General features: G+C 49.1%; 20 protein-coding genes and 1 pseudogene. 10 read left to right on the plus strand and 11 right to left on the minus strand.

Annotated features, from left to right (window positions below):
- Window positions 1-185: 185 nt before the first annotated feature.
- Both BAMF_RS26375 and BAMF_RS26380 read right to left on the minus strand, forming a co-directional pair.
- Complete coding sequence (locus BAMF_RS26375; protein ID WP_013351758.1) at window positions 186-713, minus strand: ferritin-like domain-containing protein; 528 nt, start codon at window positions 711-713, stop codon at window positions 186-188.
- A 68-nt stretch (window positions 714-781) separates the two neighbouring features.
- Window positions 782-1,495: a DUF421 domain-containing protein gene (locus BAMF_RS26380; RefSeq protein WP_013351759.1), complete on the minus strand. Its 714-nt coding sequence runs from the start codon at window positions 1,493-1,495 to the stop codon at window positions 782-784.
- 140 nt (window positions 1,496-1,635) lie between these two features.
- Here BAMF_RS26380 and addB point away from each other — a divergent pair, with 140 nt between their 5' ends.
- From addB to BAMF_RS26405, 5 genes are all read left to right on the plus strand, one after another.
- Window positions 1,636-5,136 carry a helicase-exonuclease AddAB subunit AddB gene (gene addB, locus BAMF_RS26385; protein WP_013351760.1) on the plus strand — a complete coding sequence of 1,167 codons (3,501 nt, stop codon included), beginning with the start codon at window positions 1,636-1,638 and terminating at the stop codon, window positions 5,134-5,136.
- Window positions 5,123-8,827 carry a helicase-exonuclease AddAB subunit AddA gene (gene addA, locus BAMF_RS26390; protein WP_041481719.1) on the plus strand — a complete coding sequence of 1,235 codons (3,705 nt, stop codon included), beginning with the start codon at window positions 5,123-5,125 and terminating at the stop codon, window positions 8,825-8,827. The genes addB and addA overlap by 14 nt, the downstream gene beginning before the upstream one ends.
- A gap of 66 nt (window positions 8,828-8,893) precedes the next feature.
- Window positions 8,894-10,066 carry an exonuclease subunit SbcD gene (sbcD, locus tag BAMF_RS26395; protein WP_013351762.1) on the plus strand — a complete coding sequence of 391 codons (1,173 nt, stop codon included), beginning with the start codon at window positions 8,894-8,896 and terminating at the stop codon, window positions 10,064-10,066.
- On the plus strand, window positions 10,063-13,455 hold the full coding sequence (gene sbcC, locus BAMF_RS26400; RefSeq protein WP_013351763.1) for an exonuclease subunit SbcC: 3,393 nt from the start codon (window positions 10,063-10,065) through the stop codon (window positions 13,453-13,455). Before sbcD ends, sbcC begins: the two co-directional genes overlap by 4 nt.
- Window positions 13,456-13,470: 15 nt before the next feature.
- Window positions 13,471-13,770 (plus strand): hypothetical protein, encoded by a 300-nt coding sequence (locus tag BAMF_RS26405; RefSeq protein ID WP_013351764.1) that lies wholly within the window; start codon window positions 13,471-13,473, stop codon window positions 13,768-13,770.
- 40 nt (window positions 13,771-13,810) lie between these two features.
- Here BAMF_RS26405 and BAMF_RS26410 read toward each other — a convergent pair whose 3' ends face one another.
- The 7 genes and pseudogenes from BAMF_RS26410 to BAMF_RS42200 form a co-directional block, all read right to left on the minus strand.
- Window positions 13,811-14,029, minus strand: coding sequence for a spore germination protein (locus BAMF_RS26410; protein ID WP_013351765.1), 219 nt, complete (start codon window positions 14,027-14,029; stop codon window positions 13,811-13,813).
- Between the two features lie 39 nt (window positions 14,030-14,068).
- Entirely contained in the window at window positions 14,069-14,464 is a 396-nt protein-coding gene (locus BAMF_RS26415; protein ID WP_013351766.1) for a spore germination protein GerPE, read from the minus strand.
- Entirely contained in the window at window positions 14,464-14,640 is a 177-nt protein-coding gene (locus BAMF_RS26420) for a hypothetical protein (RefSeq protein ID WP_013351767.1), read from the minus strand. Before BAMF_RS26420 ends, BAMF_RS26415 begins: the two co-directional genes overlap by 1 nt.
- On the minus strand, window positions 14,637-15,257 hold the full coding sequence (gene gerPC / locus BAMF_RS26425; RefSeq protein ID WP_013351768.1) for a spore germination protein GerPC: 621 nt from the start codon (window positions 15,255-15,257) through the stop codon (window positions 14,637-14,639). The genes BAMF_RS26420 and gerPC overlap by 4 nt, the downstream gene beginning before the upstream one ends.
- Before the next feature lie 34 nt (window positions 15,258-15,291).
- Entirely contained in the window at window positions 15,292-15,525 is a 234-nt protein-coding gene (locus BAMF_RS26430) for a spore germination protein GerPB (protein WP_013351769.1), read from the minus strand.
- 12 nt (window positions 15,526-15,537) lie between these two features.
- A complete protein-coding gene (locus BAMF_RS26435) occupies window positions 15,538-15,759 on the minus strand; it encodes a spore germination protein (protein ID WP_003155135.1) in 222 nt (73 codons plus the stop codon).
- Between the two features lie 296 nt (window positions 15,760-16,055).
- Window positions 16,056-16,169: pseudogene (locus BAMF_RS42200) on the minus strand (aspartyl-phosphate phosphatase Spo0E family protein); the annotation flags it as partial.
- Between the two features lie 216 nt (window positions 16,170-16,385).
- On the opposite strand from BAMF_RS42200, the gene BAMF_RS26445 reads away from it, so the two are divergent.
- The 3 genes from BAMF_RS26445 to BAMF_RS26455 all read left to right on the plus strand — a co-directional run bounded on the left by BAMF_RS26445 (window position 16,386) and on the right by BAMF_RS26455 (window position 20,592).
- Window positions 16,386-17,291, plus strand: a complete 906-nt coding sequence (locus tag BAMF_RS26445; RefSeq protein WP_013351771.1) for a fumarylacetoacetate hydrolase family protein — start codon at window positions 16,386-16,388, stop codon at window positions 17,289-17,291.
- Between the two features lie 94 nt (window positions 17,292-17,385).
- Window positions 17,386-17,742, plus strand: coding sequence for a YisL family protein (locus BAMF_RS26450; RefSeq protein ID WP_013351772.1), 357 nt, complete (start codon window positions 17,386-17,388; stop codon window positions 17,740-17,742).
- A gap of 174 nt (window positions 17,743-17,916) precedes the next feature.
- Window positions 17,917-20,592: a peptidase S8 gene (locus BAMF_RS26455; protein ID WP_013351773.1), complete on the plus strand. Its 2,676-nt coding sequence runs from the start codon at window positions 17,917-17,919 to the stop codon at window positions 20,590-20,592.
- 38 nt (window positions 20,593-20,630) lie between these two features.
- On the opposite strand, the gene BAMF_RS26460 is transcribed toward BAMF_RS26455, so the two are convergent.
- Window positions 20,631-21,173, minus strand: coding sequence for a DUF2777 family protein (locus BAMF_RS26460; RefSeq protein ID WP_013351774.1), 543 nt, complete (start codon window positions 21,171-21,173; stop codon window positions 20,631-20,633).
- A 172-nt stretch (window positions 21,174-21,345) separates the two neighbouring features.
- Here BAMF_RS26460 and asnB point away from each other — a divergent pair, with 172 nt between their 5' ends.
- Both asnB and BAMF_RS26470 read left to right on the plus strand, forming a co-directional pair.
- Window positions 21,346-23,187, plus strand: a complete 1,842-nt coding sequence (gene asnB, locus BAMF_RS26465; protein WP_013351775.1) for an asparagine synthase (glutamine-hydrolyzing) — start codon at window positions 21,346-21,348, stop codon at window positions 23,185-23,187.
- 84 nt (window positions 23,188-23,271) lie between these two features.
- Window positions 23,272-24,015 carry a squalene/phytoene synthase family protein gene (locus BAMF_RS26470; protein ID WP_013351776.1) on the plus strand — a complete coding sequence of 248 codons (744 nt, stop codon included), beginning with the start codon at window positions 23,272-23,274 and terminating at the stop codon, window positions 24,013-24,015.
- A 35-nt stretch (window positions 24,016-24,050) separates the two neighbouring features.
- Here BAMF_RS26470 and BAMF_RS26475 read toward each other — a convergent pair whose 3' ends face one another.
- Window positions 24,051-25,418, minus strand: a complete 1,368-nt coding sequence (locus BAMF_RS26475) for an MATE family efflux transporter (protein ID WP_013351777.1) — start codon at window positions 25,416-25,418, stop codon at window positions 24,051-24,053.
- Between the last annotated feature and the right edge of the window lie 105 nt (window positions 25,419-25,523).

A 25,523-nucleotide genomic window follows, 5' to 3' on the forward strand; every position in this document is an offset into this window, starting at 1 on the left:
TTTTCTTAAAAACCGACCAGTTGGTTTATTTTATTATAAAGTGTTTTTGCTGATTATACAATGAAGAAGTTATCTGTTTTTAGAGCGGATGAGCATACAACATCAGCCCGAAAAGTAAACCCCATTCTCTCATGTTGAAAGAACGGGGTTTGTCTGCGGTCTGAAGACTTCCGGCGGGAGAGCGTTTATCTATCCGGACCATTATTTACTGTTTTTACCTCAGTATAGCCTTTGTTCGGTGCGTTTGATACCGTTCCCCCTGTGTGGTGGTGGGAAGGGGAATGGATCATATGGTATAAAAACCAGACGGCATGACGCTGCTCGTCAAATGCCGTGCGGGCAAATAATCGCTTCGCTTCCGGGTTTACCGCTCTGTCGGATGCATGCAAATAAAAATCATTCGTTTTCTGTTCATCAAGAAAGGCCGCATTCAGTCCTTCTCTGTATGTGTGCGGACAATGTTCCGTCTGTTTCGGAGTCAACTGTCGTCCGGTAATTGAAGTATACAGTGAAGAGAAAGCGTGCAGGTGGCGCACTTCTTCCTCTCTGATATGTTCGATCCGTCTTCTGATTTCTGCGGTCGGCGCTTTTTCGGCCAATATTGAGTAGCAGATCACGGCGCTGTATTCGCCGTTAATGGATTTTATCAGATCTTTTATAAGAACAGAGTCGTCGCCGCAGACCGCTGTATAATGAAAAAAATGCTCGTGCATTGGACTCACCCCCGGATGTTTATAGGGTATTATACGGCGGCAGCCCGTGACATGTGCGGATGTTATGTTTATTCTTTATCAAGCGGCGATGTAATATGGTCATCATATGTATCGACAAACAGCCGGCCGTTGCTTCCGCGCACCGCATATACGACGTCTTCCGTTTTGAGGTTTCTCCTGTCCAATTCTTTTCTCAGCCATTTTTCCGATACGTGGTTTTCTTCCAGGTTCTTCGCCACCAGCTGGCCGTCCATAATCAGCTCAACGGCGAAGTTCTTTTTATGCCCGGCAAAAATGCCGAGATCCTGTCTTGTAACGGGCGCAAATTCCGGCTTGACCTCCACTGACATGCTGCCGTTTGTTTCAATGATGGCGGTCTGAACCTGAGAAATGTCAAATACGTCATTAACACGCAGCTGCTGGTTCAAATAGTCAATGGTATAACGCATCGTTTTCATATTATGCTCAAGTATTTTGCCGTTTTGAATGATAATGGTCGGCTTGCCCGCAAAGAAACCCCTGGCGGACCTGTTTTTCATCGAAAGATATGCGACCAGGTAAATGATTGCCACGAAAATAATGTAGGCAATGACAGTATAATGAATCGGCAGCTTTGTATTAAACGACAGATTTGCCGTGATGGCGCCGAGCGAGCTGGCCGCAATGAAATCAAAAAGCGTCATCTGTGAAATGGTTTGTTTTCCGAGTATCCGGGCGCCGATAAACAGAATGCTGAACGACAGAATGGTTCGTACAATCACTTCGGGATATTCTGACATCATATTTAGTCCTTTTTTCTTTATTTTGGTCAGAAACGATACTTTTTAAAACAGTCATCCCGTTTTTACCAGCAGATGAGATTGGTCATTTTCGTCAACTTTCGATAAAATGTAGAAAGATAAAAAGAGAGGGGTCTTCTAATTTGGGTGTTGAGTTTTTAGTAGGCAGATCGGGGAGTGGGAAAACGAGGCTGATTATCGACAGCATTCAAGAAGAACTGCGCCGGGAGCCGTTCGGGAAACCGATCATTTTTCTAGTCCCGGATCAAATGACGTTTTTAATGGAATATGAGCTTGCTAAAACGCCGGATATCGGCGGCATGATACGCGCTCAAGTGTTCAGCTTTTCGCGTTTGGCGTGGCGCGTGCTTCAGCACACGGGGGGCATGAACCGTCCGTTTGTGACGACGACGGGTGTGCAGATGCTTTTAAGGAAACTGATTGAAGAACATAAGCACGATTTTAAAGTCTATCAAAAAGCGAGTGACAAAACCGGATTCACTGAGCAGGTGGAACGGATGCTGACAGAGTTTAAGCGGTACTGTATTGAACCTGAAGACGTCCGCCGCATGGCAGAAAGCGGAACGGCGTCAGAATACCGCGGAGAGCGGATGCTGTCTGAAAAACTTCATGACTTAGGCATTTTATATCAGCAGATGGAAAGAAGCCTCGCCGGCCACTATTTGCATTCAGAGGATTATTTGACGCTGCTCGCTCAGCAGATTCCTTTGGCGGATGTTATAAAAGGCGCCCGTGTTTATGTTGACGGCTTCTATCAATTTACGCCGCAGGAATTAAGGGTGCTGGAGCAGCTGATCATGCATGCTGAACATGTCACATTCTCTCTGACGGCGGACAGCCCTTCGGCGGAACAGGCTCCGGATGAGCTCGATCTGTTCAGAATGACCGGCAGCACATACTATAAGCTTTATCAGACGGCAAAGGAGTTGAATGCCGATATTTCCTGCAAGGAATTGCATGGAACGAAGCGGCATCAGCATGTGCCGGAGCTTGCCTGTATAGAATCGCAGTACGATGTGCGTCCCGCGGCTGTGTATACGGGCGGACAGGAAGCTTTTACCGTCATACAGGCACAGAACAGAAGAGCTGAACTCGAGGGTATTGCCCGGGAAATTCAATCACTTGTCCGGGACAGAGGATACCGGTACAGAGATATGGCGATTCTCATCCGTCAGCCGGAAGATTATAAAGACTTGCTGAAGGAAGTGTTTGCAGATTACGGGCTTCCTTATTTTATAGACGGAAAAGCTTCTATGCAGCATCACCCGCTTATTGAATTCATCCGCTCAAGCTTGGATGTCGTGAAGGGGAATTGGAGATATGAAGCGGTGTTCCGCTGTGCGAAAACTGAACTGTTATTCCCCCTTGATCAGCCGGAGCAGAAAATAAGAGAGCAGGTTGATCAGCTTGAAAACTACTGTATCGCCTACGGAATCAAAGGCGAGCGCTGGACGAACGGGGAGCGGTTTGTATACAGGCGGTTCGTATCGCTCGATGAGGATTTCGCGCAGACGGATCAGGAAATAGAGATGGAACACATGCTGAATGAGACGAGAGAGTGGATGGCCGAGCCGCTCATCCGGCTTCAAAACCGGCTGAAAAAAGCGAAAACGGTTCAAAGCATGGCGGAAGCTCTTTATCTCTTTTTGGAAGATACCGATGTTCCCCTGAAGCTGGACCGGAAAAGACAGCAGGCCGAAGAGGCCGGAAACATGGTTGAAGCGCAGCAGCACGGCCAGGCGTGGGATGCCGTTATCCAGCTTCTCGAAGAGTTTGCGGGCATGATGGGTGAAGATGAAATGTCTTTGGCGCTGTTCCAGCAAATGCTTGAAACGGGAACCGAATCGCTTCATTTTTCTTTAATTCCTCCTGCGCTTGATCAAGTATTTGTAGGGAATATGGATCTGTCCAGAATGTACGGCACATCCTGCACATTTGTCATCGGGGCCAATGACGGCGTTCTTCCGGCGCGCCCGGATGAAAACGGCGTGCTGTCTGATGATGACCGGGAGTGGCTGAAAGCGGTCGGAGTGGAGCTTTCTTCCGCGGGGCGTGAGCGGCTGCTTGATGAGCATTTTCTCATCTATATGGCGCTGTCAAGTCCGTCTGACCGTCTGTATGTGACATACCCGATTGCCGATGCGGAAGGAAAAACGCTCCTGCCGTCAATCGTTGTAAACAGGCTCGGCGAGCTGTTTCCCGATCACCAGGAAAAGCTGTCAGCGGCTGATCCCGAGCAGGTAAGCGAAGAAGAACAGCTTCAGTATCTCGTCAATAAACAGGTGGCACAGACGTATACGGCAAGCCAGCTCAGGCTGTGGACAAGAGAGTACGAGATCAGTGACGTGTGGTGGAGCGCATACAATGTGCTGATGAAAGAGCCTGATCACGAGCGTGCGAAAAAGCTGTTTTCAAGCCTGTTTTTCCGAAATGAGGCAAAGCGTCTTGACCGGCCTGTTTCGCGCCAGCTTTACGGCGAGCACATTAAAGGAAGCGTCTCTCGTATGGAGGCGTTTAATGCCTGCCAGTTTTCTCATTTTGCATCTCACGGGCTGCAATTAAAAGAGCGGCAGTTTTTCAAGCTGGAAGCGCCGGATATCGGACAGCTGTTTCACTCCAGCCTGAAGCTGATTTCAGACCGGCTTCGTGAGCAGAAGCTGGAATGGCGCGATCTGACGAAAGATCAGTGCCGGAATTTTTCCTATGATGCGGTGGAACGGCTTGCGCCAAGGCTGCAAAAAGAGATTCTGCTCAGCTCAAACAGGCACTTTTATGTGAAGGAAAAACTGCAGAAGATCGTCACGCGTGTCTCAGGCATATTAAGCGAGCATGCGAAGGCGAGCGGTTTTGTCCCGATCGGCCTTGAACTCGGTTTCGGCGGAAGCGGACCGCTGCCTCCGCTCACTTTCACGCTGAAAAACGGCTGTACGATGGAACTCGTCGGCCGGATCGACCGCGTGGATAAAGCGGAAAGCTCAAAAGGCCTGCTGCTGAGAATCGTTGATTATAAATCAAGCGACAAGGGGCTTGATCTCGCTGAGGTATATTACGGGCTCGCTCTGCAAATGCTCACATACCTTGACTTATCAATTACACACTCAGCGGATTGGCTCGGCATGAAAGCGACACCGGCAGGCGTTTTGTATTTCCATATTCATGATCCGATGATTCAGGCCAGTCTGCCGATGGAACTTGATGAAATCGAGCAGGAAATTTTTAAGAAATTTAAAATGAAAGGCCTTCTCCTCGGTGACCGGGAGGCGATCAGCCTGATGGACACGACTTTGGAGGAAGGGCGTTCAAATATTATCAATGCCGGTTTGAAAAAGGACGGATCTTTACGGTCCGATTCAGCGGCGGTCAGCGAACGGGATTTTCATCTGCTGACAGACCATGTGAGGCGGACATTTGAGCAGGCGGGCGAAGCGATAACGGACGGGCTTGTGTCCATTACCCCGTATAAGCTGAAAGATAAGACGCCTTGTACGTACTGTGCTTTTAAATCGGTGTGCCAGTTTGATGAGTCGCTTAAAGAAAATGAATACCGCAGCCTGAAAGCGGAAAAAGACGGCACTATACTGGATTGGCTGAAAAAGGAGGCGAATGATGATGCAAATTCCTAAACCGAAAGACAGCATATGGACGGATGACCAATGGAGCGCCATCGTTTCTTCCGGCCGCGATATTCTGGTCGCTGCCGCAGCCGGATCAGGTAAAACGGCCGTGCTTGTAGAGCGGATGATCAGAAAGATAACCGCGGAAGAAGAGCCGGTTGATGTTGACAGGCTCCTTGTGGTGACATTTACAAACGCCTCAGCAGCGGAAATGAAGCATCGGATCGCTGAAGCATTAGAAAAAGAACTCGCCAAAAATCCGGGGTCTTTGCATATCAGACGGCAGCTGTCTCTATTAAATCGGGCGAGCATTTCGACGCTGCACTCTTTCTGTCTGCAGGTGCTTAAAAAATATTATTATATGATTGATCTTGACCCGGGTTTTCGGATGGCTGACCAAACGGAAGGCGAATTGCTCGGAGACGAAGTGCTTGATGAGCTGTTTGAGGATGAATACGCAAAAGGGAATCAGGCGTTTTATGAGCTTGTGGACAGATATACGACGGACAGGCATGATCTGGATCTTCAAGACCTCGTCAAGCGGGTGTATGAGTATTCCCGGTCGCATCCTGACCCTGAAGCGTGGCTGAAAAGCTTTGTCCGCCTATATGATGTGACAGAAGAAAGCAAAATGGAAGAGCTGCCGTTTTACGAGTATGTGAGAGAAGATGCTGAAATGGCGCTCTTCGGGGCAAAACAAAAGCTAGAGAAGGCGCTTGAACTGACAAAAGCGCCCGGCGGGCCGGCGCCGCGTGCTGATAATATTTTGGATGACCTTCAGCAGATAGAAGAGCTGATCAGCTGCCGGCATGACTTTAAGGCGCTGTATGAACGGGTTCCTGCGGTCACATTTAAACGGGCCAAGGCGGTAAAGGGTGATGAATTTGACAAGGTGCTTTTGGACGAAGCGACTGATTTGCGAAACGGCGCGAAGAAACTGATCGAAAAGTTAAAAACCGATTACTTTACAAGAAGCCCGCAAGATCATTTAAAGAGTTTAAAAGACATGAAGCCTGTTATTGAAACCCTCGTTCAGCTCGTAATATCGTACGGAAAACGATTTGAAGCGGCGAAACAGGAAAAATCAATCATTGATTTCTCAGATTTGGAACATTACTGTCTGGCGATTTTAACTGCAAGGGATGAAGAAGGCCGGCGTGTGCCGAGTGAAGCGGCCGTTTATTATCAAGATCAGTTCCATGAAGTTCTGGTTGATGAATATCAAGATACCAATCTTGTGCAGGAATCCATTTTGCAGCTTGTTAAAAGCGGGAATGAAGAGTCGGGAAATCTGTTTATGGTGGGGGACGTCAAGCAATCAATCTACCGTTTCAGACTTGCCGAGCCGCTGCTTTTTCTCGGGAAATACAAAAGGTTTACGGAAGATGGGGAAGGCGCCGGGCAGAAAATCGACCTGAACCAAAACTTCCGAAGCCGCTCCGATATTTTGGACAGTACGAATTTCTTGTTTAAGCAGCTGATGGGCGGCAAAATCGGCGAAGTGGACTACGATGAACAGGCGGCATTAAAGCTTGGCGCATCGTATCCGCCAAATGACGCGGCGAAAACGGAACTGCTGCTGATTGACAGCGCTGATGACGCAGACAGCCCCGAGGATGCTGAAGACTTTGAAACCGTGCATTGGGAAGCGAAAGCGATAGCCGCGGAGATCCGGAAGCTTGTCTCATCTCCGTTTAAGGTATATGACGGCAAAACAAAAACACACCGGAATATCCAGTACCGGGATATCGTGATTTTGCTGCGTTCCATGCCATGGGCTCCGCAATTAATGGAAGAGCTGAAAAACCAGGGCATTCCGGTTTACGCCAATTTGACATCAGGTTACTTTGAAGCCGTTGAGGTGGCTGCGGCGCTTTCAGTCTTAAAGGTGATTGATAATCCGTATCAGGATATTCCGCTTGCTTCCGTGCTGCGCTCGCCTATCGTCGGTTGTGACGAAAATGAACTCGCCCTCATACGCCTTGAAAAGAAAAAAGCGCCGTTTTATGAAGCGCTGAAAGCGTATATAGCGAACGGGGACAGACATGACGACCTGTATCAAAAACTGAGAATATTTTATGACAGTCTGCAAAAGTGGCGGTCATTCTCGACGAATCATTCAGTGTCTGAGCTGATTTGGGAAGTATACCGCGACACCGGATATTTTGATTATGCAGGCGGCATGCCTGGCGGAAAGCAGCGTCAGGCCAATCTGCGCGTCTTGTATGACCGGGCGCGTTCGTATGAAGCGACGGCATTCCGCGGGTTATTCCGCTTTTTGCGGTTCATTGAACGGATGCAGGAGCGCGGCGATGATTTGGGGACGGCGCGGGCGCTCAGCGAGCAGGAGGATGTCGTTCGGCTGATGACGATCCACAGCAGCAAAGGACTTGAATTCCCCGTCGTTTTCACCGCCGGTCTCGGCAGAAGTTTTAATATGATGGATCTCAACAAACCATACCTGCTTGATAAAGAGCTCGGTTTCGGCACGAAGTATATTCATCCGGAACTTAGAATCAGCTATCCGACTCTGCCGCTTGTGGCAATGAAGAAAAAAATGCGCAGAGAGCTTTTATCAGAAGAATTGCGCGTATTGTATGTGGCGCTGACAAGGGCGAAGGAAAAGCTGTTTCTCGTCGGTTCCTGCAAAAACCGGGAAAAACAGCTGGCCAAATGGCAGGCGCAAGCAGACCGGGCTGATTGGCTCCTTTCTGAATTCGACCGCTATCAGGCGTCATCTTATTTGGACTTTATCGGTCCGGCGCTCATCCGTCACAGTGACATGGAGGCGCACAGGGCTCCGGGGCTTTTGGCGCCGGAGGATATCGCGCACGACCCGGCGCGTTTTCACATCCGGATGCTGCAGCAAAGTGAATTGCTGGAAGATAGCCCTGAGGAACGTGCTGAAGAAAAGAGCAAACGTTTAAAAGCGATACAGCATGGCGAGCCGATTCCTGATTCGTTTTCATTCGATGATCAGGCGCGCCGTCTTCTTGAATGGGAATATCCGTATCGGAAGCTGACCGCCATCAGAACGAAGCAGTCTGTTTCTGAGCTGAAGAGAAAGCAAGAATACGAGGATGAGTACAGCGGACGCTCTCTCATCAAACCGTCAGGGGACACTCTTTTATACAAGCGTCCCGGCTTTATGATGAAAAAAGGGCTGACAGCCGCCGAAAAAGGGACTGCGATGCATACGGTGATGCAGCACATACCGCTGACGCATGTTCCGACTGCCGAAGAAGCGGAGCGGACGGTCCGGATGCTTTACGAAAAAGAGCTGCTGACAGAAGAACAGCAGGACGCAATTGATATTGATGAAGTGATTCAGTTTTTCGGCACTGAAATCGGAAAAGACCTTGTTGGGGCCCTGCGGATTGATCGGGAGGTGCCGTTCAGTATGGCGCTTCCGGCCAGCGAGGTGTACAAGGATGCCGAAACGGCCGGTGAACCGCTGCTCGTCCAGGGAATTATTGACTGCCTCTATGAAACTGCGGACGGACTCTATTTGCTGGACTATAAAACGGATCGAATTGAGGGGAAATTCCGGAACGGATTTGAAGGCGCGGCTCCGATCCTGCAAAAAAGGTATGAAACACAAATCGAATTGTATACAAAAGCGGTTGAACAAATTACAAAAACGAATGTGAAAAGGCGTGCGCTCTATTTCTTCGATGGAGGTCACGTTCTTACACTGTAATAAGATCCGAAGCTCCTTTTTTGGAGCGGATCTTTTTTTCTATCAGAAAAGTGAGGTGAATGCGGTATGCGCATTTTACATACAGCTGACTGGCACCTCGGCAAAACGCTTGAAGGCAGAAGCCGGCTGAGTGAACAGGCCGAGGTATTGGAAGAGCTGAATACCATTGTCAAAGAAGAAAACATTGATGCGGTCATTATGGCAGGGGATGTATTTGATACGGTCAATCCGCCTGCGCTCGCTGAACAGCTGTATTACGAAAGTCTTTCCGCGCTTTCTGACGGCGGAAAACGCCCGGTTGTCGTCATTGCTGGGAACCATGACAATCCTGACAGGCTGGCGGCTGCTTCTCCGTTAACAAATGAGCGCGGCATTCATTTAATCGGCTATCCGCGGACAGAACCCGTCCATATTGAGGTGCCGTCGGCGGACGAGCTGTTAGCCGTTGCCGCGCTGGCCTATCCGTCAGAAGCGAGATTAAACGAGGTGCTGTCTGATACGTTTGAGGAAAAGCTTCTTCGCGATCATTACGATGTGAAAATCAGAGAGGCGTTTGCCCGCATGTGCGGTCTGTGCCGGGACGATGCCGTGAAAGTCGCGGCGAGCCACATTTATGTCGCGGGAGGAAATCAGACCGATTCAGAGCGTCCGATTGAAGTCGGGGGCGCTTACACGGTCGCCGCTGAAAGCCTGCCGGCTGATGCGGCTTACGTGGCCCTCGGCCATCTCCACCGTCCGCAAACGATCAAGCGTGCCAAAACGGCTGCCCGCTATTCCGGCTCTCCGCTGGCATACAGCTTTTCAGAAGCCGGTTATGCCAAATCGGTGACGGTGGTAGAAGCGAAGCCGGGCGGAGAAGCGAAGTGGGAAGAGATTTTCCTGTCTTCCGGAAAACCGCTTGTCAAATGGAAAGCGCAGGGGCTGAGCGAGGTTCACGGCTGGCTCGATGAAGGGCGTGACCGGAATGCCTGGATCGATCTTGATATCCATTTGACGGATCAGCTTTCTCTTGAAGAAATCCATCGGCTGAGAAAAGCGCATCCAGGCTTTATCCATATCAGGCCGGTTTTTGAAGAAAAAGAGACAGACATTGACCGGATTGAAGTGAAAAACACATCAATTGAGGACCGGTTTAAGAAATTTTATGAAAAACAAACGGGCGGCGGCGTGCCGGATGAGGAGATGGTCAAGCTGTTTTTAGAGCTTGCGTCAGCGGATGATGAGGAGGATGCGACATGAAGCCGATTCTGTTAACGATAAAAGGGCTCCACAGCTTCAGAGAGGAACAGACCATTGACTTTGACGGACTGTCCGGTGCCGGGGTGTTCGGAATTTTCGGCCCGACGGGAAGCGGAAAGTCGTCGATCCTTGATGCGATGACACTCGCTTTATACGGAAAAGTGGAGCGCGCCGCAAATAATACGCACGGCATTCTGAACCATGCCGAAGATCAGCTCGCCGTCTCTTTTACATTCGCGCTTCAATCCGGCCACAGGGTGTCCTACAAAGTAGAGCGCGTTTTTAAGAGAACGGATGAAACGAAAGTGAAAACCGCCCTTTGCCGCTTGATTGAAATCAAAGAGGAACAAACCGTGCTTGCCGATAAAGCGAATGAAGTGAACAAAAAGGTGGAAGAGCTTCTTGGTCTGACCATTGACGACTTTACAAGAGCCGTCGTGCTCCCGCAAGGAAAGTTTGCCGAGTTTCTGTCACTGAAAGGCGCGGAAAGAAGACATATGCTGCAGCGCCTTTTTAATCTGGAACAGTACGGTGACAGGCTTGTCAAAAAATTGCGGCGGCGGGCGCAGGAAGCGGCCGCGAAAAAAAATGAGATGCTGGCAGAACAATCCGGCCTCGGAGACGCGGGGGAAGACGCGCTGAAGCTGGCTGAACAGCAGTTTCATGAAGCGAATGAACGGCTTGAAGCGGCTGAGAAGAAACGGGTCCAAGCAAAAGAACGTTTTGAGAATCACCAGGAGATTTGGAACTTGCAGACAGAGAGAAACGAATACGAGGTGCGGCAGGAAAAGCTTGAGGAAAAACGCCCGTATATCACGGATTTGACTGACCGTCTTAAAGAAGCGGAAACTGCTCTCGCTCTTGAACCGTATGCAGATCGCTACACGGAAGCCGTCCGCCGGAAGGAGCGCGCCGAGAAGGAGCACGAACTGGCCAAACGGAAATTAGAGGCGGAAACCGCTTCATTTACCCGGCAAAATGAAGCCTATGAAGCGTGGCGGATTCATAAGGCTGAACAAGAGCCGAAGCTTGTCAAGGAAGAAGAGCTGTATCAAAGGCTGTCAGCCATTGAACAAAAGCTGCTTGAAGCAAAAAAAGAAGCGGAAAAAACAAAGGCGGAGCACGGCAAAAAAGAGGAAGAATACGAAGCCGCCTCGAAACAGCTGACCGCAGTGAAAGATCGCCTGACCCGCGGCCAAAACAGGCAGAATGAGCTGAAAGAAGAGCTGAAAGCAGTTCAAGTGACCGCTGATGAACGGAAAAAATGCCAGACCGCCGCACAGCTGGCAGCCGGCTTTCAGCAGACACAGGAACAAATCAAGAAAGAACGGGTCAATCTGACAGCCCAGTTGAAAAACATGGAGAAGCTGAACGGAGAAAGCGAGGCGCTCAGCGCAAAGGCGAAATCGGAAGAAGAGGACATTACGCGCGCTTATCAAACACTTCAAACCGTTTACCATATGGTCTGTGAAACGGAACGTTCACTGAAAGCCGCAGCCGAACGGGCGGACAAAACGCAAACCGACCTGCGCAGGCGCTCAGAGGAAGCGAGAACGGCTGCATTAACAAAAGAATTATCGGAAAAACTAATCGAAGGAAAGCCTTGTCCTGTATGCGGCTCAACGCAGCATGACCGTTCGCGCTCCGCTCATGAAACATATTCGCCCGATACGGCTGTACAGGAACGTTTGCAGCAGGTTGAAGCGCTGCTTTCTGAGGCGGCGGCTCTTTCTCAGGAAGTGCTGACGGCCAAGGTTGCATTAGAAGAGCAGTCGGGGCGTTTTACCGAAGAATGTCCGTTTCTGCAAAACGCCCGGGTCCCGGAGCTGGAAGCCGCTTCTTCTATCAGCGGCCGTCCGCTTGATGAAGCGTTCAGCGCCGTCCGCCTGGAGTGGAAACAAATGAAACAGGATATGCTGTCGGTAAAAGAGAAGGTCACGAGACTGATCAGTACCTATCAAAAGACGGTGAAACAAGCTGAACAGCTGGGCGAACGAATCCGCTATGAGGAAAAAGAAGCAGAGCGCCTCAAACATTCATTAGAAGAGCTCGAATCGCTGTCAGAAAGCCGCTTGAATCAGTACAATGAAGCCTGCGGGGATATTCCGTTAAACCGGATTGACGCCTGGCAGGCTTCGATAGACGAAAAGGACAGGCAGGCAGAGGAATTCGAGAAGCGCATTGAAACAAGCATCGCCTTCCTAAAGGAACATGAAGATGAGAAAGAACGGCTGCAGGAGAAGAAGCATCAGCTTGAACGGGAACGGCTCGAGCTTCACTATGCGTCAGAGCGCCTGCAGCAGGTCATTGACGGATATGAACAAGAGCTCGGAACAGCAGCTGAAGAAACATCCATTTCTGCAAAGCTTGACGCAGTGCGGCAGGAATTACAGCTCTTAAAATCGAAAGAACAGTCGTTATTCGATGCGCTGCAGCAGGCTCAGCAATCACTGAATGACGCAAAAGGCCGGGAATCCGGGAGCCTCATGTCACTGCGGGACGCTGAGTCCGCCCTTGAGAAAGCGCAAAATGACTGGTACGGGAAATCAAAAGACACCGGGTTTGCCGAGCCGGATCAAGTCAAAAAAAGCCTGCTTCCGAAAGAGCGGGCCGAGGAAATGAAAAGAGAAATTGATGAATTTCTGGACAGCTCAAAGCAGCTTTCGGCAAATATCCGCCGTGTCACTGATAAATTAGCCGGCCGCCGGGTAACGGAAGAAGAATGGACAGCATCGGTTTCTCTGCTGGAGCAGGCAGAGGCTGAGTCAGGCGCCGCCAAGGAGGAAAAAGGAGCTCAGGCAAAAGCCTTTGCGGTGATGCAGAAACAGCATAAGCGCTTTAAAGAGATTGAAGCCGAACTGAAAAGCTGGCAGACACAGATTGACAGGCTTGATAAGCTCCAGTCTGTATGTAAAGGCAATACATTCGTCGAATTTTTAGCGGAGGAACAGCTGGAAAGCGTGGCCCGAGACGCCTCTGCACGGCTTGGAGCGCTGACAAGACAGCGGTATGCCATATTAGTCGATTCAGAAGGCGGCTTCGTCATGCGCGATGACGCGAACGGCGGCGTCAAACGCCCCGTATCAAGCCTTTCCGGCGGTGAGACGTTTCTGACATCGCTGTCGCTTGCGCTTGCCTTGTCTGCCCAGATTCAGCTGCGGGGGCAATATCCGCTGCAATTCTTTTTCTTAGATGAAGGATTCGGGACGCTTGACCAAGGGCTTTTAGACACCGTTGTCACAGCGCTGGAAAAGCTGCAATCGGATAATTTGTCCGTCGGGGTGATCAGCCATGTGCAGGAGCTCAGAGCGCGGCTGCCGAAAAAATTAATCGTTCATCCGTCCGAACCGGGCGGAAAAGGCACCCGGGTCACAATGGAGATCATGTAGAAAGGAGAAGGAGCTATGGCCGATTCTGCCGAGGGCACATGTGAATTATGCGGCCGCCATCATGTGCGGCTGACGGAACACCACCTGACGCCTAAGGAAGAAGGCGGGACATTCCTTCCGACCGCAATGCTCTGCATTCCCTGCCATAAACAGGTACACGCGCTTTATACGAATCAGGAGCTTGCGGCAAGGCTCGCGGGAATAGAAGAGCTGCGGCGTGATCCGAAACTTGCGCGGTTTGTGAAATGGATCAGAAAACAGCCGCCGGAAAAGCTTGTGAAAACAAAAAAATCAAACGAACGAAAAAAACACTGAACACAAAAAAGCAGCCCCCTCCTTAAAGAGCGGCTGCTTTTTATGCGTTTCCGGCCACATTCTGATCGCTGACATCGGGGTCTATATAGTTTGTCGCATTGACAACGTTGTTTAATAAAAGGAAATCTCCGGTATTGCCTGCTCCCGAACCGAGCGCAGATTTAGAAGAGCTTTTTGGAGAAAGGTAAAAGGAATCACCAAAGTTTACGACTCCGCCCGATATGGAATTGATAGCTATAGGTCCGGTAATTGCTGGCATAAACGACACCCTTTATAGAAGTCTCACCGTCATTATATGTCAGGTCTGCGGTGATTGTGAGCTCGGTGAGGCGATCTGCCTAATATGTTTCAGCCGTGAATCGCCCAATACGACCGATGACGATCCGATTTGAAGCACGGACGCTGACGATACCCCTTGGACTTTCACATTCCTTACCCGAATCGAAGGATTTTCATGGCAGAATGCACTTTGGACTCCCGTTTCCGGTAACGGCATGACGGCGGGCTGCCGGAAGATCTGGTATTCTTTTCTGTTAAACAAGCCTTCATCGTCTCTGTATACGGCAAGAGTACGCTGATCGGCCAAAACTTTGACCTTCATATTGATTTCATTCGTATCGCCTGCTTGAAAAACACTCCCAATCCCGACTGAATTGACTTTGGCGCTCCTGAGGCGTGAAATCCGCTTTAACATTATTCCGGCGCCAGCGGCACAAGAGGCCCGATAATGAGAGATTCCGGAGGTGTATCAAAGATGGAAGACAGGTAGACGGATTCGGTGTCGCCGATTAATAATAAGGAAGAACTGGAGACACCGGTCGACCGGATATCGCCGACTTCAATGTTCCGGTTAATCACTGTAAAAATCATGACGGATCATCACCTTTCATTTCACCAGGTATGTGTTTAATAAAATGCTCGACGGCCCTGACAATATCACGCTTCACGTGTTCGGCAATCTCCTCGGCGTATTGCGCGGGCGCCGTGTTTTCTTCTTTCGGGACATGGGACATATAATACTTAATCCGGCTGTCCATCTGCTTTCTGATATCTTCAATAATATGATATTTGTTCGTTTCGTCCAGCCTGCTCTCATACTGGGTTTCGAGCTGTTCTAACAGCACGGGGATTTCTTCATTCAGGTACATATCGACGTTTTGACGGATTTGCTGCATTTGCTGGCCCGCCTGTTCCTGCTGCATCATTCCGACCTGCGGAGATGTCTGGCCGACTTCAAAGTTTTGAACGGCATTCGGATCAGTCGGGTTCAATCCGATATTTAACGTTCCTTCCAGCCGTTCAATTTTCAGCTGATCAAATTTATACTCGAGCCGATCGATTCTTGTGGATGGCGGCTGCTGTTTCAGCGTTGAAATTTCGTTCTGAAACTCTTTCAGCTGCCGTTCGAGCTCCTGAATCTGAAGCGCCTGCTGCTGGACGAAGGAATTTAAATTCTGCAGGTAGGATGAAACCGATTGATCATACATGACATTCACCTCGCGTCTCGTTTCCTTCATTGAACTACCGGCTTGGCGGCTGGAGCGGTACAAATGATGAGGTGCCGGGACCTCCCCCTGTTGTTGCAGTCTGCCCCGCGGTGACAGGCGGCGCCGGCTCTACATAACTCCCTGTGTCATACAGGTTGGAAAGAGCTTTAATTGAACCGGCGCTCCCGATTTGCAGTATGGAGGAATTGCTGACAGATTCTACACGCATGTAATTGATATGGATCGACTGATTGACGTAAAAATTCATACGGCGCCTCCTTTATGCGTTACCTGCCATCGGCTGATCGATTACATCATTATCGTACACATTCGTTGAATTCCTGTAATTCGTCAGTGTGAGATTGTCTCCGGTATTGAAGCTGCCCGCTCCGGCAAATGTCTTAACCTCTGCTTTTGGAGAAATGGTGATGCAGTCGCCTATATGAACGACTCCGCTCGTACCGACGGCATTAATTTTAAACGCTCCGACAATTGCGGGCATACGAGCACATCCTTTTCGTAAAGATTTTCATGGAATACACTCCAGGAGCTTATTTGGGCTGCCTGCCTAAAATAGCTTATGACAAACGCACATTTTTGTGAGCGGAAAAATCTCAGACATAAAAAAACACCGGCGCTTTACGCGTGCCGGGTCTTAAAAGCAAATGGTTCAAATCTATATTCATATCGTGTTTATGAGAAAGCCTCTTTTTTCCCTACAGTGTAATCCGGCTGAAGCTGTGCGGCCGGGTTCAGCCCGCTGTCTTTCGTTTGTTGGATGAGCCCGCCCCGGCACCCGTTTAAGAGGCTGTCCAGCTCTTGGCTGCACCTGATGGTCTCCCTCGCATTGATTCCGAATTTTTGCGCTGTCTCGAATAAAGTCAATCTTTTTTCTTCAATTTTACTGTTCATCGTGTGGTCTCCAATTCTCGATTATTTTGGAAAACATAGGATGGTAATAGTATAACCCATTTTGGCTGAGAAGGTTTTATTTCGTCAATATGACTGAAAAAGTGACAATTTTTGATACTCTTTTACGAATATTTTCAGCCTGTTCAAAAGAGGATTTTCCGCCCGGAGAAAGAATACATAAAGGAATGCCAGATTTAAAAATGATGGGGGATTAACATGAAATTTGCGACAGGGGAACTGAACAGCCGGAAATTTGTCGGCCTGATCATGGATGATGACAAAATCTTAGATCTGCAAAAGGCTGAAAAAAAATTGTTTGAACTTGAGACGATTCCGGGTTCGCTGATAGAGTGTATTCAAAAGGGAGAAAAGTTCGTCGCGCATGCCGGACAGCTTGCGGAATGGGCCAAAAAACCGAATGATGAGTCCGGTTCATTTATGTATGCACTGTCTGACGTGAAGCTCTGTGCGCCTATTCCGAGACCTTCAAAGAACGTGATCTGCATCGGGAAAAATTACCGTGATCATGCCGTTGAAATGGGAAGTGAGGCGGATATTCCGGAGCATCCCATGGTTTTTACGAAAGCCCCGACTTCCGTTACAGGCCACGGAGAAACAGTGAAAAGCCACTTGGATGCAACGGAGCAGCTTGATTATGAAGGGGAGCTGGCGGTTATTATATCAAAAAGCGGATCGCACATCTCCAAAGAAAATGCGCTTGACCATATTTTCGGCTATACCATTGTAAATGATATAACGGCGCGCGATCTGCAGAAAAAGCATAAACAGTTTTTTATCGGCAAAAGCCTTGATACGACATGCCCGATGGGCCCGGTCATTGTACATAAGTCGGCCGTCAGTGATCCGCAAAGCCTGAAAGTTGAAACGCGGGTGAACGGGGAACTGCGCCAATCAGGATCAACGGGTGACATGATTTTTCCGATTGCTGAACTGATCGAGACGCTGTCAAAAGGAATGACGCTTGAAGCCGGCGACATAATAGCGACGGGGACGCCGGCCGGTGTCGGAAAAGGGTTTCAGCCGCCGAAATTTTTAAAGCCGGGAGACCGCGTTGACATTACAATTGAACCGATCGGCACGCTGTCGAACCAAATCGGATAATTGTGTGTCTTTATCGCGATTGATAATGCTCACAGCGGCTTGTTGTGGTACCATAAGTGAGGCAGATTGATCTGATAGGGGGGAATTGAACATAATGACACATTGGCATATTACTTCATGGGTCGTTGCGCTTATACTGGTGTTTGTCAGCTACGGGCTGTACGGCTCAGGGAAAGCGAAAGGCGCAAAAATTACGCATATGATTCTGCGCTTATTCTACATTATTATTATTTTGACCGGCGCTGAACTGTTTGTCCGTTTTGCGAATTGGAACGGAGAGTACGCCGGAAAAATGCTGCTCGGCATCATTACCATCGGCCTGATGGAAATGCTCGTCATCCGCAAGAAAAAAGGCAAATCAACCGGAGGACTGTGGATCGGTTTTATTATCGTGCTCGTCCTGACGGTGCTTCTCGGCCTTCACTTGCCGATCGGCTTTCACATATTTTAATCAATCGCTTGAAAACCCGGATACGATCCGGGTTTTTTTATTTGGACATAAATCTTTATATTCGGCGCCTATTTCCATGTATTTTAATTTCAGCTTAAATATTCCTTTTTTAGGTATCTGTTTCTCTTTCAGTATGCTACTCTTCAAGAGAATCAAAAGATAGGGGGATTTGAGATGAGACGAAGGAGATTTGCATCTTTTTGGGCAGCCGTTTTGTCAGCGGTTCTAGTGCTGAGCCTCGCCGCTCCGTTTTCTGAAGTGTCAGCGGAGGAACAAATCGGCCAGACGAAAGCCTTGGCAAAGGGGAAAGAACAGTCCGGCACCATTGATAAGCCGGAACAATCAGTCTGGTATACAATCACGCCCGGAAAAGATGAAGTGAAACAAGATTCGCACATGGCATTAACTGTAAGAAGTCAATCTTTCTTAAATGTATCCGTTTACCCCAGCAAAGAGAAAGCCCTCAGTGATGACACCTTTGATATGTACCGCTCTTACACGGACCAAGGAAAAATTGAAATCAATATTCCGCATGCCTGGGAAGGCCCCTACTATATAAAAGTAGAGTATCTGGGTGAAGAGCCCGAAGATGAAGGCGCTCAGAATGAAAATGCGGAAAAAGCGCAATACACCATCGGCTATGAAGGAACGTCGCTTGGGCCGGCAGATTTGGAAGAAGAGGAGTCCTGCCCTGTTGAAATGAGTGTCAGCCAGAAAAAAGAGGGAGCCGGTATTTTAAAAGATTTGCGGACGATCCGTGATCAAGAGCTCAATCAAACCCCGACTGGCAAAGAGTTGTCAAAATTATATTACAAAACCGCTCCGTTTATGGCGGCAAAGCTCGTATTCAGTAAAAAAGCAAGAGATGAAATGTATCAGGATCTTAAAACACTGAAGCCGATGTTCAGCGATACGGCTGAAAACGGCGCGGATTCCGCATACACGGTGACCGCGCAAGACCAAAAGGCGATTGAACGGTTATACGCCGCCGTACTTCAGTCAGTACCGTCATATATAAAAAAAGAGCTGGAGCAAAAGGCGGATAAACTCGGCATTCACAGCCTGAAAGGCAAAACAGCCGGAGCGTTTTTAACAGAAAACCATCTTGCTGCAAAAAGCAAGCTTCAGACCGGGAAAGTCATTTTTAAATTGAAAAATAACAAAAGCCTTGCCGCGGTCACAAAAGAAGCGGCAGGTCTTAAAGCAAGCGCGCAATCTAAAAAAGACATGTCCCGCATCAAGCAGGCAGAAAAACTGTTTGACAGTATTTATTCCCTAGACATGCCGAAAGACCAGAACGGCGCTTACACGATGAGTGCCAAGCGGGTAAAAGAAACGGCATCGTCACTGTCCAAACTGCCGGCTGTAGAATTTGCAGAACCGGTGCGTGAATACAAAAGCCTCTCGGCCGACATCCAGTATCCTTATCAATGGTCGCTGAAAAACAGCGGAGCGGACGGCGGCGTCAAGGGAGCCGATGTGAAATTTGATCAGGCGTCTGCTCTGCTGTCGAAGCGAAAGCTTACTGACACGCTCATTGCCGTCGTTGATACAGGCGTAGACAGCACGCTTGCCGATTTGAAAGGAAAGGTAAGGACTGATCTCGGCCGCAATTTTGTAGACAGATCAAACAGCGCCTTGGATGATCAAGGGCACGGAACCCATGTTGCCGGAATTATCGCCGCCAAACGAGATAACGGCTATTCAATGGCGGGTTTAAACAGCAATGCGGGCATTATTCCCGTGAAAGTGCTTGATTCAACAGGTTCGGGAGATACAGAGCAAATCGCCCTCGGCATCAAATATGCAGCCGACAAAGGCGCAAAAGTCATTAACCTGAGCCTTGGGGGAGCATACAGCCGAGTGCTTGAATACGCTCTGAAATACGCGGCGTCCAAAAATGTTGTCATCGCCGCGGCCAGCGGAAATGAAGCTCAGAACGAACTTTCCTACCCGGCATCATCAAAGTATGTCATCTCAGTCGGTGCAAGCAACCGGATGGATATGACCTCTGACTTCTCAAACTATGGAAAAGGGCTTGACTTGACGGCGCCCGGCTCTGATATCCCGAGTCTTGTCCCGAACGGAAACGTCACATATATGAGCGGCACGTCAATGGCTGCCCCGCATGTTGCGGCTGCCGCGGGTTTAGTGCTCTCTCAAAATCCGAAGCTTAAACCGAATGAAGTCGAAGCGAAATTAAAGCAGACCGCAGACGATATCTCGTTTAAAAGCGAGGACGGCAAGGAAGAAGAGCTGTATGATGACAATGGCGACCCGATCCCGATTCCCGTCATTCCGGGAGTTGACTGGCATTCCGGCCACGGCCGCCTGAATATTATGAAGGCTGTCAGCGCAGTTGATTTAGGGCTGGAGATCAACAAGCTTGAAAGCACACAGACGGCTGTCAGAGGAAAAGCGAAAGAGGGCACGGTCCTTGAAGTGATGAACGGCAAGAAAAAGATCGGAAGCGCCAAAGCAGGTAAAGACGGCAAGTTTAAAGTAAATATCCCGATGCAGAAAAAAGACACCGTTTTACACGTGAAAGCTTCTAAAGATGACGCAAAAACATCTGTCACGCTTGTCGTAGCCAAAGGGACCCCGTCCGGCACGCCGAAGGTCAGTAAAGTGACAGCAAAAGATACGGCGGTTAAAGGAAAAGCGAACAGCCAAGCAAAAATCACCGTCAAAGATAAAGCGAAAAAAGTGATCGCGACGCAGAAAGCGGATCAAAAAGGCGCGTTCTCCGTCAAAATCAAAAAGCAAAAAGCAGGCACCGTGCTTTATGTGACGGCTGCCGACACGGATAAACAAGAAAGCAAAGCGGTTAAAGTAACGGTTGTAAAATAAAAAACAGGCGGTGCCTTTTAAAGGGCGCCGCCTGTTTTTTACGCTGTTCCGCCGTGCTTTGCCGCTGAATACATAATTGAGCGCCGCCCGTCAGATGCCGTCCATTCAAATCTGTCATGTTTACCCGAGCCGCCGCGGTGATGCTGCAGGGCGCATTGGGCATCATCCGCCGAGAAATGATAAAACGAGACGCCTTCACCGGAAAACAGCGACTGATTGTAGGAAAATACGCAATCATATACAGACAGGCCGAACCCGTGCAGATGGCTGAGAAACAGCAGAAACGTTTCATCGTCCAGCGAATCCAGCAGGGCTAAAAGCGGCCGTTTTACCGCCTTTTCATAACGGATCTCTTCTCCGCCGAAGAGAGCGATGGTGTCTGCGCCGATTTCGGCCGTACCGCCGTGAATCCGGGCCGGCTGCCATCTGCCGTCACGTTTCATCAATACGGCGGCGTTTCCGAGACTGTCTGCAAGCAGGATATCGCCCTCATCGTTTTCGACGAGGCAGATGCCGTCCTCTATCATCAGAGTGCCGCGCCCCCATTTGTTTTTTTCTGAGAAAAGCTGTTTTCGTTTCATAACCACGAGGCTCCTTTGTTTGATCTTCTCTTCCGTTCTTTCCAAATCAGGCTTGTCTCATACAACTCTTAGTGGGACAAATCAACTATCTGCGTTTCTTTGCATAAACTGGGTAAAGTGCTGATAGAAACGAATTTGATACCGACAGAAACGGGATTGGAGCTGATATCACATGTGTGGAATTGCGGGTTGGGTCGATTTTCAAAAGCAGCTCGTCCAAGAGAAACATATTATGAACAATATGATAGACACTCTTTCAAAACGAGGGCCTGATGATTCAAACGTCTGGGGAGAGCCCCATGTTTTATTCGGACATAAAAGACTTTCGGTCGTTGATATTGAAGGCGGCCGCCAGCCGATGGCCTGCACGCATCAAGAGGAAACGTACACCATCATTTATAATGGCGAGCTGTATAACACGGAAGAATTGCGGAAAGAGCTGCAGGCGAGAGGCCACCGTTTTGAACGGACCTCTGACACAGAAGTGCTGCTGCACAGCTATATTGAGTGGCGGGAGGAGTGCGTTCACCGCTTGAACGGTATTTTCGCTTTTGCCATCTGGGATGAAAAGCGGGAGCGCCTGTTTGGGGCGCGAGACCGGCTCGGCGTCAAACCGTTTTTTTATAAAGAACACGGTTCTTCCTTTCTGTTTGGATCAGAATTGAAAGCCATCCTTGCTCATCCTGATGTGAAAGCCCGCACAGACAGCAGCGGACTTTCGGAAGTTTTCGGACTCGGGCCGTCCAGAACACCGGGCTGCGGGGTTTTTAAAGGAATTCACGAAGTGCGTCCCGCTCATGCGTTTACTTTTTCTAAGGACGGTTTGTCCATCTGGCGTTATTGGAATGTAAAGAGCGAAAAGCATACAGACAGCTTCGATGAAACCGCCGCTCATATTCGGTACTTATTTCAGGATGCGGTGACGCGCCAGCTCGTATCTGACGTGCCGGTCTGCACATTTTTGTCAGGGGGGCTTGATTCGAGCGCGATTACCGCGATAGCCGCCGCTCATTTTGAGAAAGAAGGCAGAGATCCCCTCCATACTTATTCAATTGATTATGAGGAGAACAGCAAATTTTTTAAAGCGAGCGCCTTTCAGCCGAATGATGACGGCCCGTGGATCGATAAAATGACAAATGCATTCGGCACACAGCACCATCAGTGCGTAATTACACAGGATCAGCTGGTTGAACATCTGGAGGAATCCGTTCTCGTCAGAGATCTGCCGGGCATGGCTGATGTTGATTCCTCGCTGTTGTGGTTCTGCCGTGAGATAAAAAAAGATTTTGTCGTGAGTCTTTCCGGAGAATGCGCGGACGAAATTTTCGGGGGATATCCGTGGTTTCATACCGCGGCGGAAGAAGACGGATTTCCTTGGATGAGATCCACTGAGGAGAGAATCACCCTCTTGGACGAAAAATGGCAAAAACGCCTGAACTTAAGAGAATACGTGAATGCGAGATATGAAGAAACCATTGCGGAAACACCGCTGTTAGACGGTGAGACGGGAACAGACAAAGCGAGACGGCAGCTGTTCTACTTAAATATGCTTTGGTTTATGACAAATCTGCTGGACCGCAAAGACCGCATGAGTATGGGTGCAAGTCTTGAAGTGCGGGTGCCGTTCGCCGACCACAGACTCGTGGAATACGTTTGGAATATCCCTTGGGAAATGAAAATGCATGGCAGCCGGGAAAAAGGCATTTTGCGGAAGGCGCTTGAAGGATTGCTTCCGGAAGACATTTTGTACCGCAAAAAAAGTCCTTATCCGAAAACGCATCACCCGAAATACACGCAAGGAGTTACAGAGTGGCTGAAAACGATTTTACAACAAAAAGATTCCGTGCTTCACACCCTGCTCGACAGAAAAAAACTGGAGATGCTGCTGGAAACAGAGGGTTCATCTTTTCAGGTTCCATGGTTCGGCCAGCTGATGAAAGGCCCGCAGCTGATCGCCCATCTTGCCCAAATCCATACATGGTTTGAGGCGTACCGCATTGATATAGAAGAATAACAGTGCCGCGACCGGTTTCCGCTGAGGATATCGGTCTTTTTATTGTGAAACATATGGTACACTAAAAAACAGAGGAGTGATACCATGACCGAATACGAAACATGCGCGCAGCTTGCCGAGGCGCATTTTCCTTTATATAAACAAACTTTTTCATCCCTGCCGCCAAAAAACAGGCAGGCCGCATGGGCTGTGCTTGCTTTGTTTCATGAAGCTGAGAAGCTTGCGGATGTTCAGGAATTTGAGGGATTTGAACAGGCGGCACAAGACGTTTTGAACGGGACAAGCCCCGAAGGCTTTTTGTGGGAGGCGCTCGCCGACGTGCGGCAGCAATTTGGGCTGGAAGAAGAGCCGTTCTGTGAGTTTATCGCCGGCCAAAGGTCTGACAGAGAAAAAGAGACCTATCAAGAGTTTGATGACCTGCTGATGTACGCGGGCCAAACAGGCGGAGCGCTCGGTCTGCTTCTGCTGCCGGTTTGCGCGCGCCGAAATCAAGAGAAGCTCCGCCATGCTGCTGTTTCATTAGGAGCCGCCGTTCAGCTGACCCGGGTTCTCACTGGGATTCATACGGATGAGCGGATGAAAAAGCGTCTTCCGCGTCAGGTGATGGAACAATTCGGCTATACGGAAGAAGAGCTGGAGAGACATACCATCAACAAAGCTTTTATGAATGTATGGGAGTATATCACTTTCGAAGCCGAGGCGTATTTCGAAGAGGCGTCTGAAGAGCTGGAGCTGTTTCCGTTATACTCAAGGCCGGCCGTTACCGGTTTGCTGGCACATTACCGGTCAGAGCTCGATGACATGAGAAAGCGGCTTACACAGGCATAAAAAAACGCCCGGCTTCACAACGAAGCTTCGGGCGTTTATGCAATCCCTTTTTGAATCCAAATCCGCGACTTCCATCTTCTGTACATGAGAATGCCTCTGACCCATTCATCCGCGATAAATGAAATCCAGATGCCCATAAGCCCCAATCCGAAATGGATGCCGAACAGATAAGCGAGAGGCAGACCGATGCCCCACATGGAGATCATCGCCATATAGACGGGGAATTTTGCATCTCCGGCGGCCCGGAGCGAGTTGATGATAATGACATTAAATGAACGGCCGGGCTCAAGAATGATCGTCATGGCAATCAGCATGCTCGCCGTCGTAATAATGTCAGGGCTGCTTGTGAAAATTCCGATCAGCTGCTTTGAAAACAAGGTCATGATAACGGATGTCAAAGCGGCAATGCCAAGCGCCCAGTACAGACTTTTCATGCAGCGGTCATAAGCGTCGTCAAACTGTTTGGCGCCGATATATCTGCCGATCAAAATCTGTGTGCCCTGGCTGATCGCCGTTCCGAACAGCAGGATAAACATCGTGATGTTTTGTGTATAAACCTTTGTTGTGAGCGCCTGGGCGCCCATGATGGCGATAAAATAAGTGACAACCATTTGTGAAATGTTATAAGACAGCTGTTCGCCGGCAGACGGAATCCCGATTTTCAATAGTTTCCGCAAGTGCTCTTTATGAACGTGAAAGATCTTTTTCCATGTCAGACCGAGTCCGATGCGTTTTTTGACGATTACAATCATAGCAACTAACCCGATGATCCGCGCGATGGACGTTGACATCGCAACCCCGGCGACGCCTAACACCGGCAGGCCGAGCGGTCCGAAGATGACAAGAAAGTTTCCGGCGATATTTAAAATATTCATCCCGATCGTAACGAACATCGTATCCTTCGTATGACCGTAGCTTTTTAAAATGGCGCTGAACGTCATAATCAGGGCCTGAATGAATGACAGCCCGCCGACCACCTGTAAAAAGACTTTGGCATCGGGCATCAATTCATTGGAAAGACCCATAACATGAAGCATCGGAACGGCCGCGAAAAACACGGCGGCGCTGATGGCGAGACTGATGACAAAGTTCGCTCCTATCGAAACATAAGCCACTTCCTGCGCCTCTTTTTTCTGCTTAGAACCTAAAAACTGCGAAATCACAATTGTCGTGCCCGTTGCGATAAAGCTGAACATCACGATAATTAAATTTAAAATCTGATTGCTGACACCCACGGCCGCCACACTGTTGTCAGAGTATTGGCTAAGCATAAGAGTGTCGGCGTTTCCCATAAACATATATAATGAAACCTCAATAAATATCGGCCAAGTCAGCGCGTATAATGAGAGTTTGTGATCAGAGGATTGTTTGAATGCAGTCCGTTTTAAAATCGCTTGTTTCATTTCTTTTAACCCCTTTCCTGACAAAATCAACGTTTAAAAGTGTACCTCCATTTTCTTATAATAAAAAGGGAGAGAAACGAAACTTCTTGCAAAAATCCGACTTAA

This window comes from Bacillus amyloliquefaciens DSM 7 = ATCC 23350 (assembly GCF_000196735.1).
Lineage (GTDB): Bacteria > Bacillota > Bacilli > Bacillales > Bacillaceae > Bacillus > Bacillus amyloliquefaciens.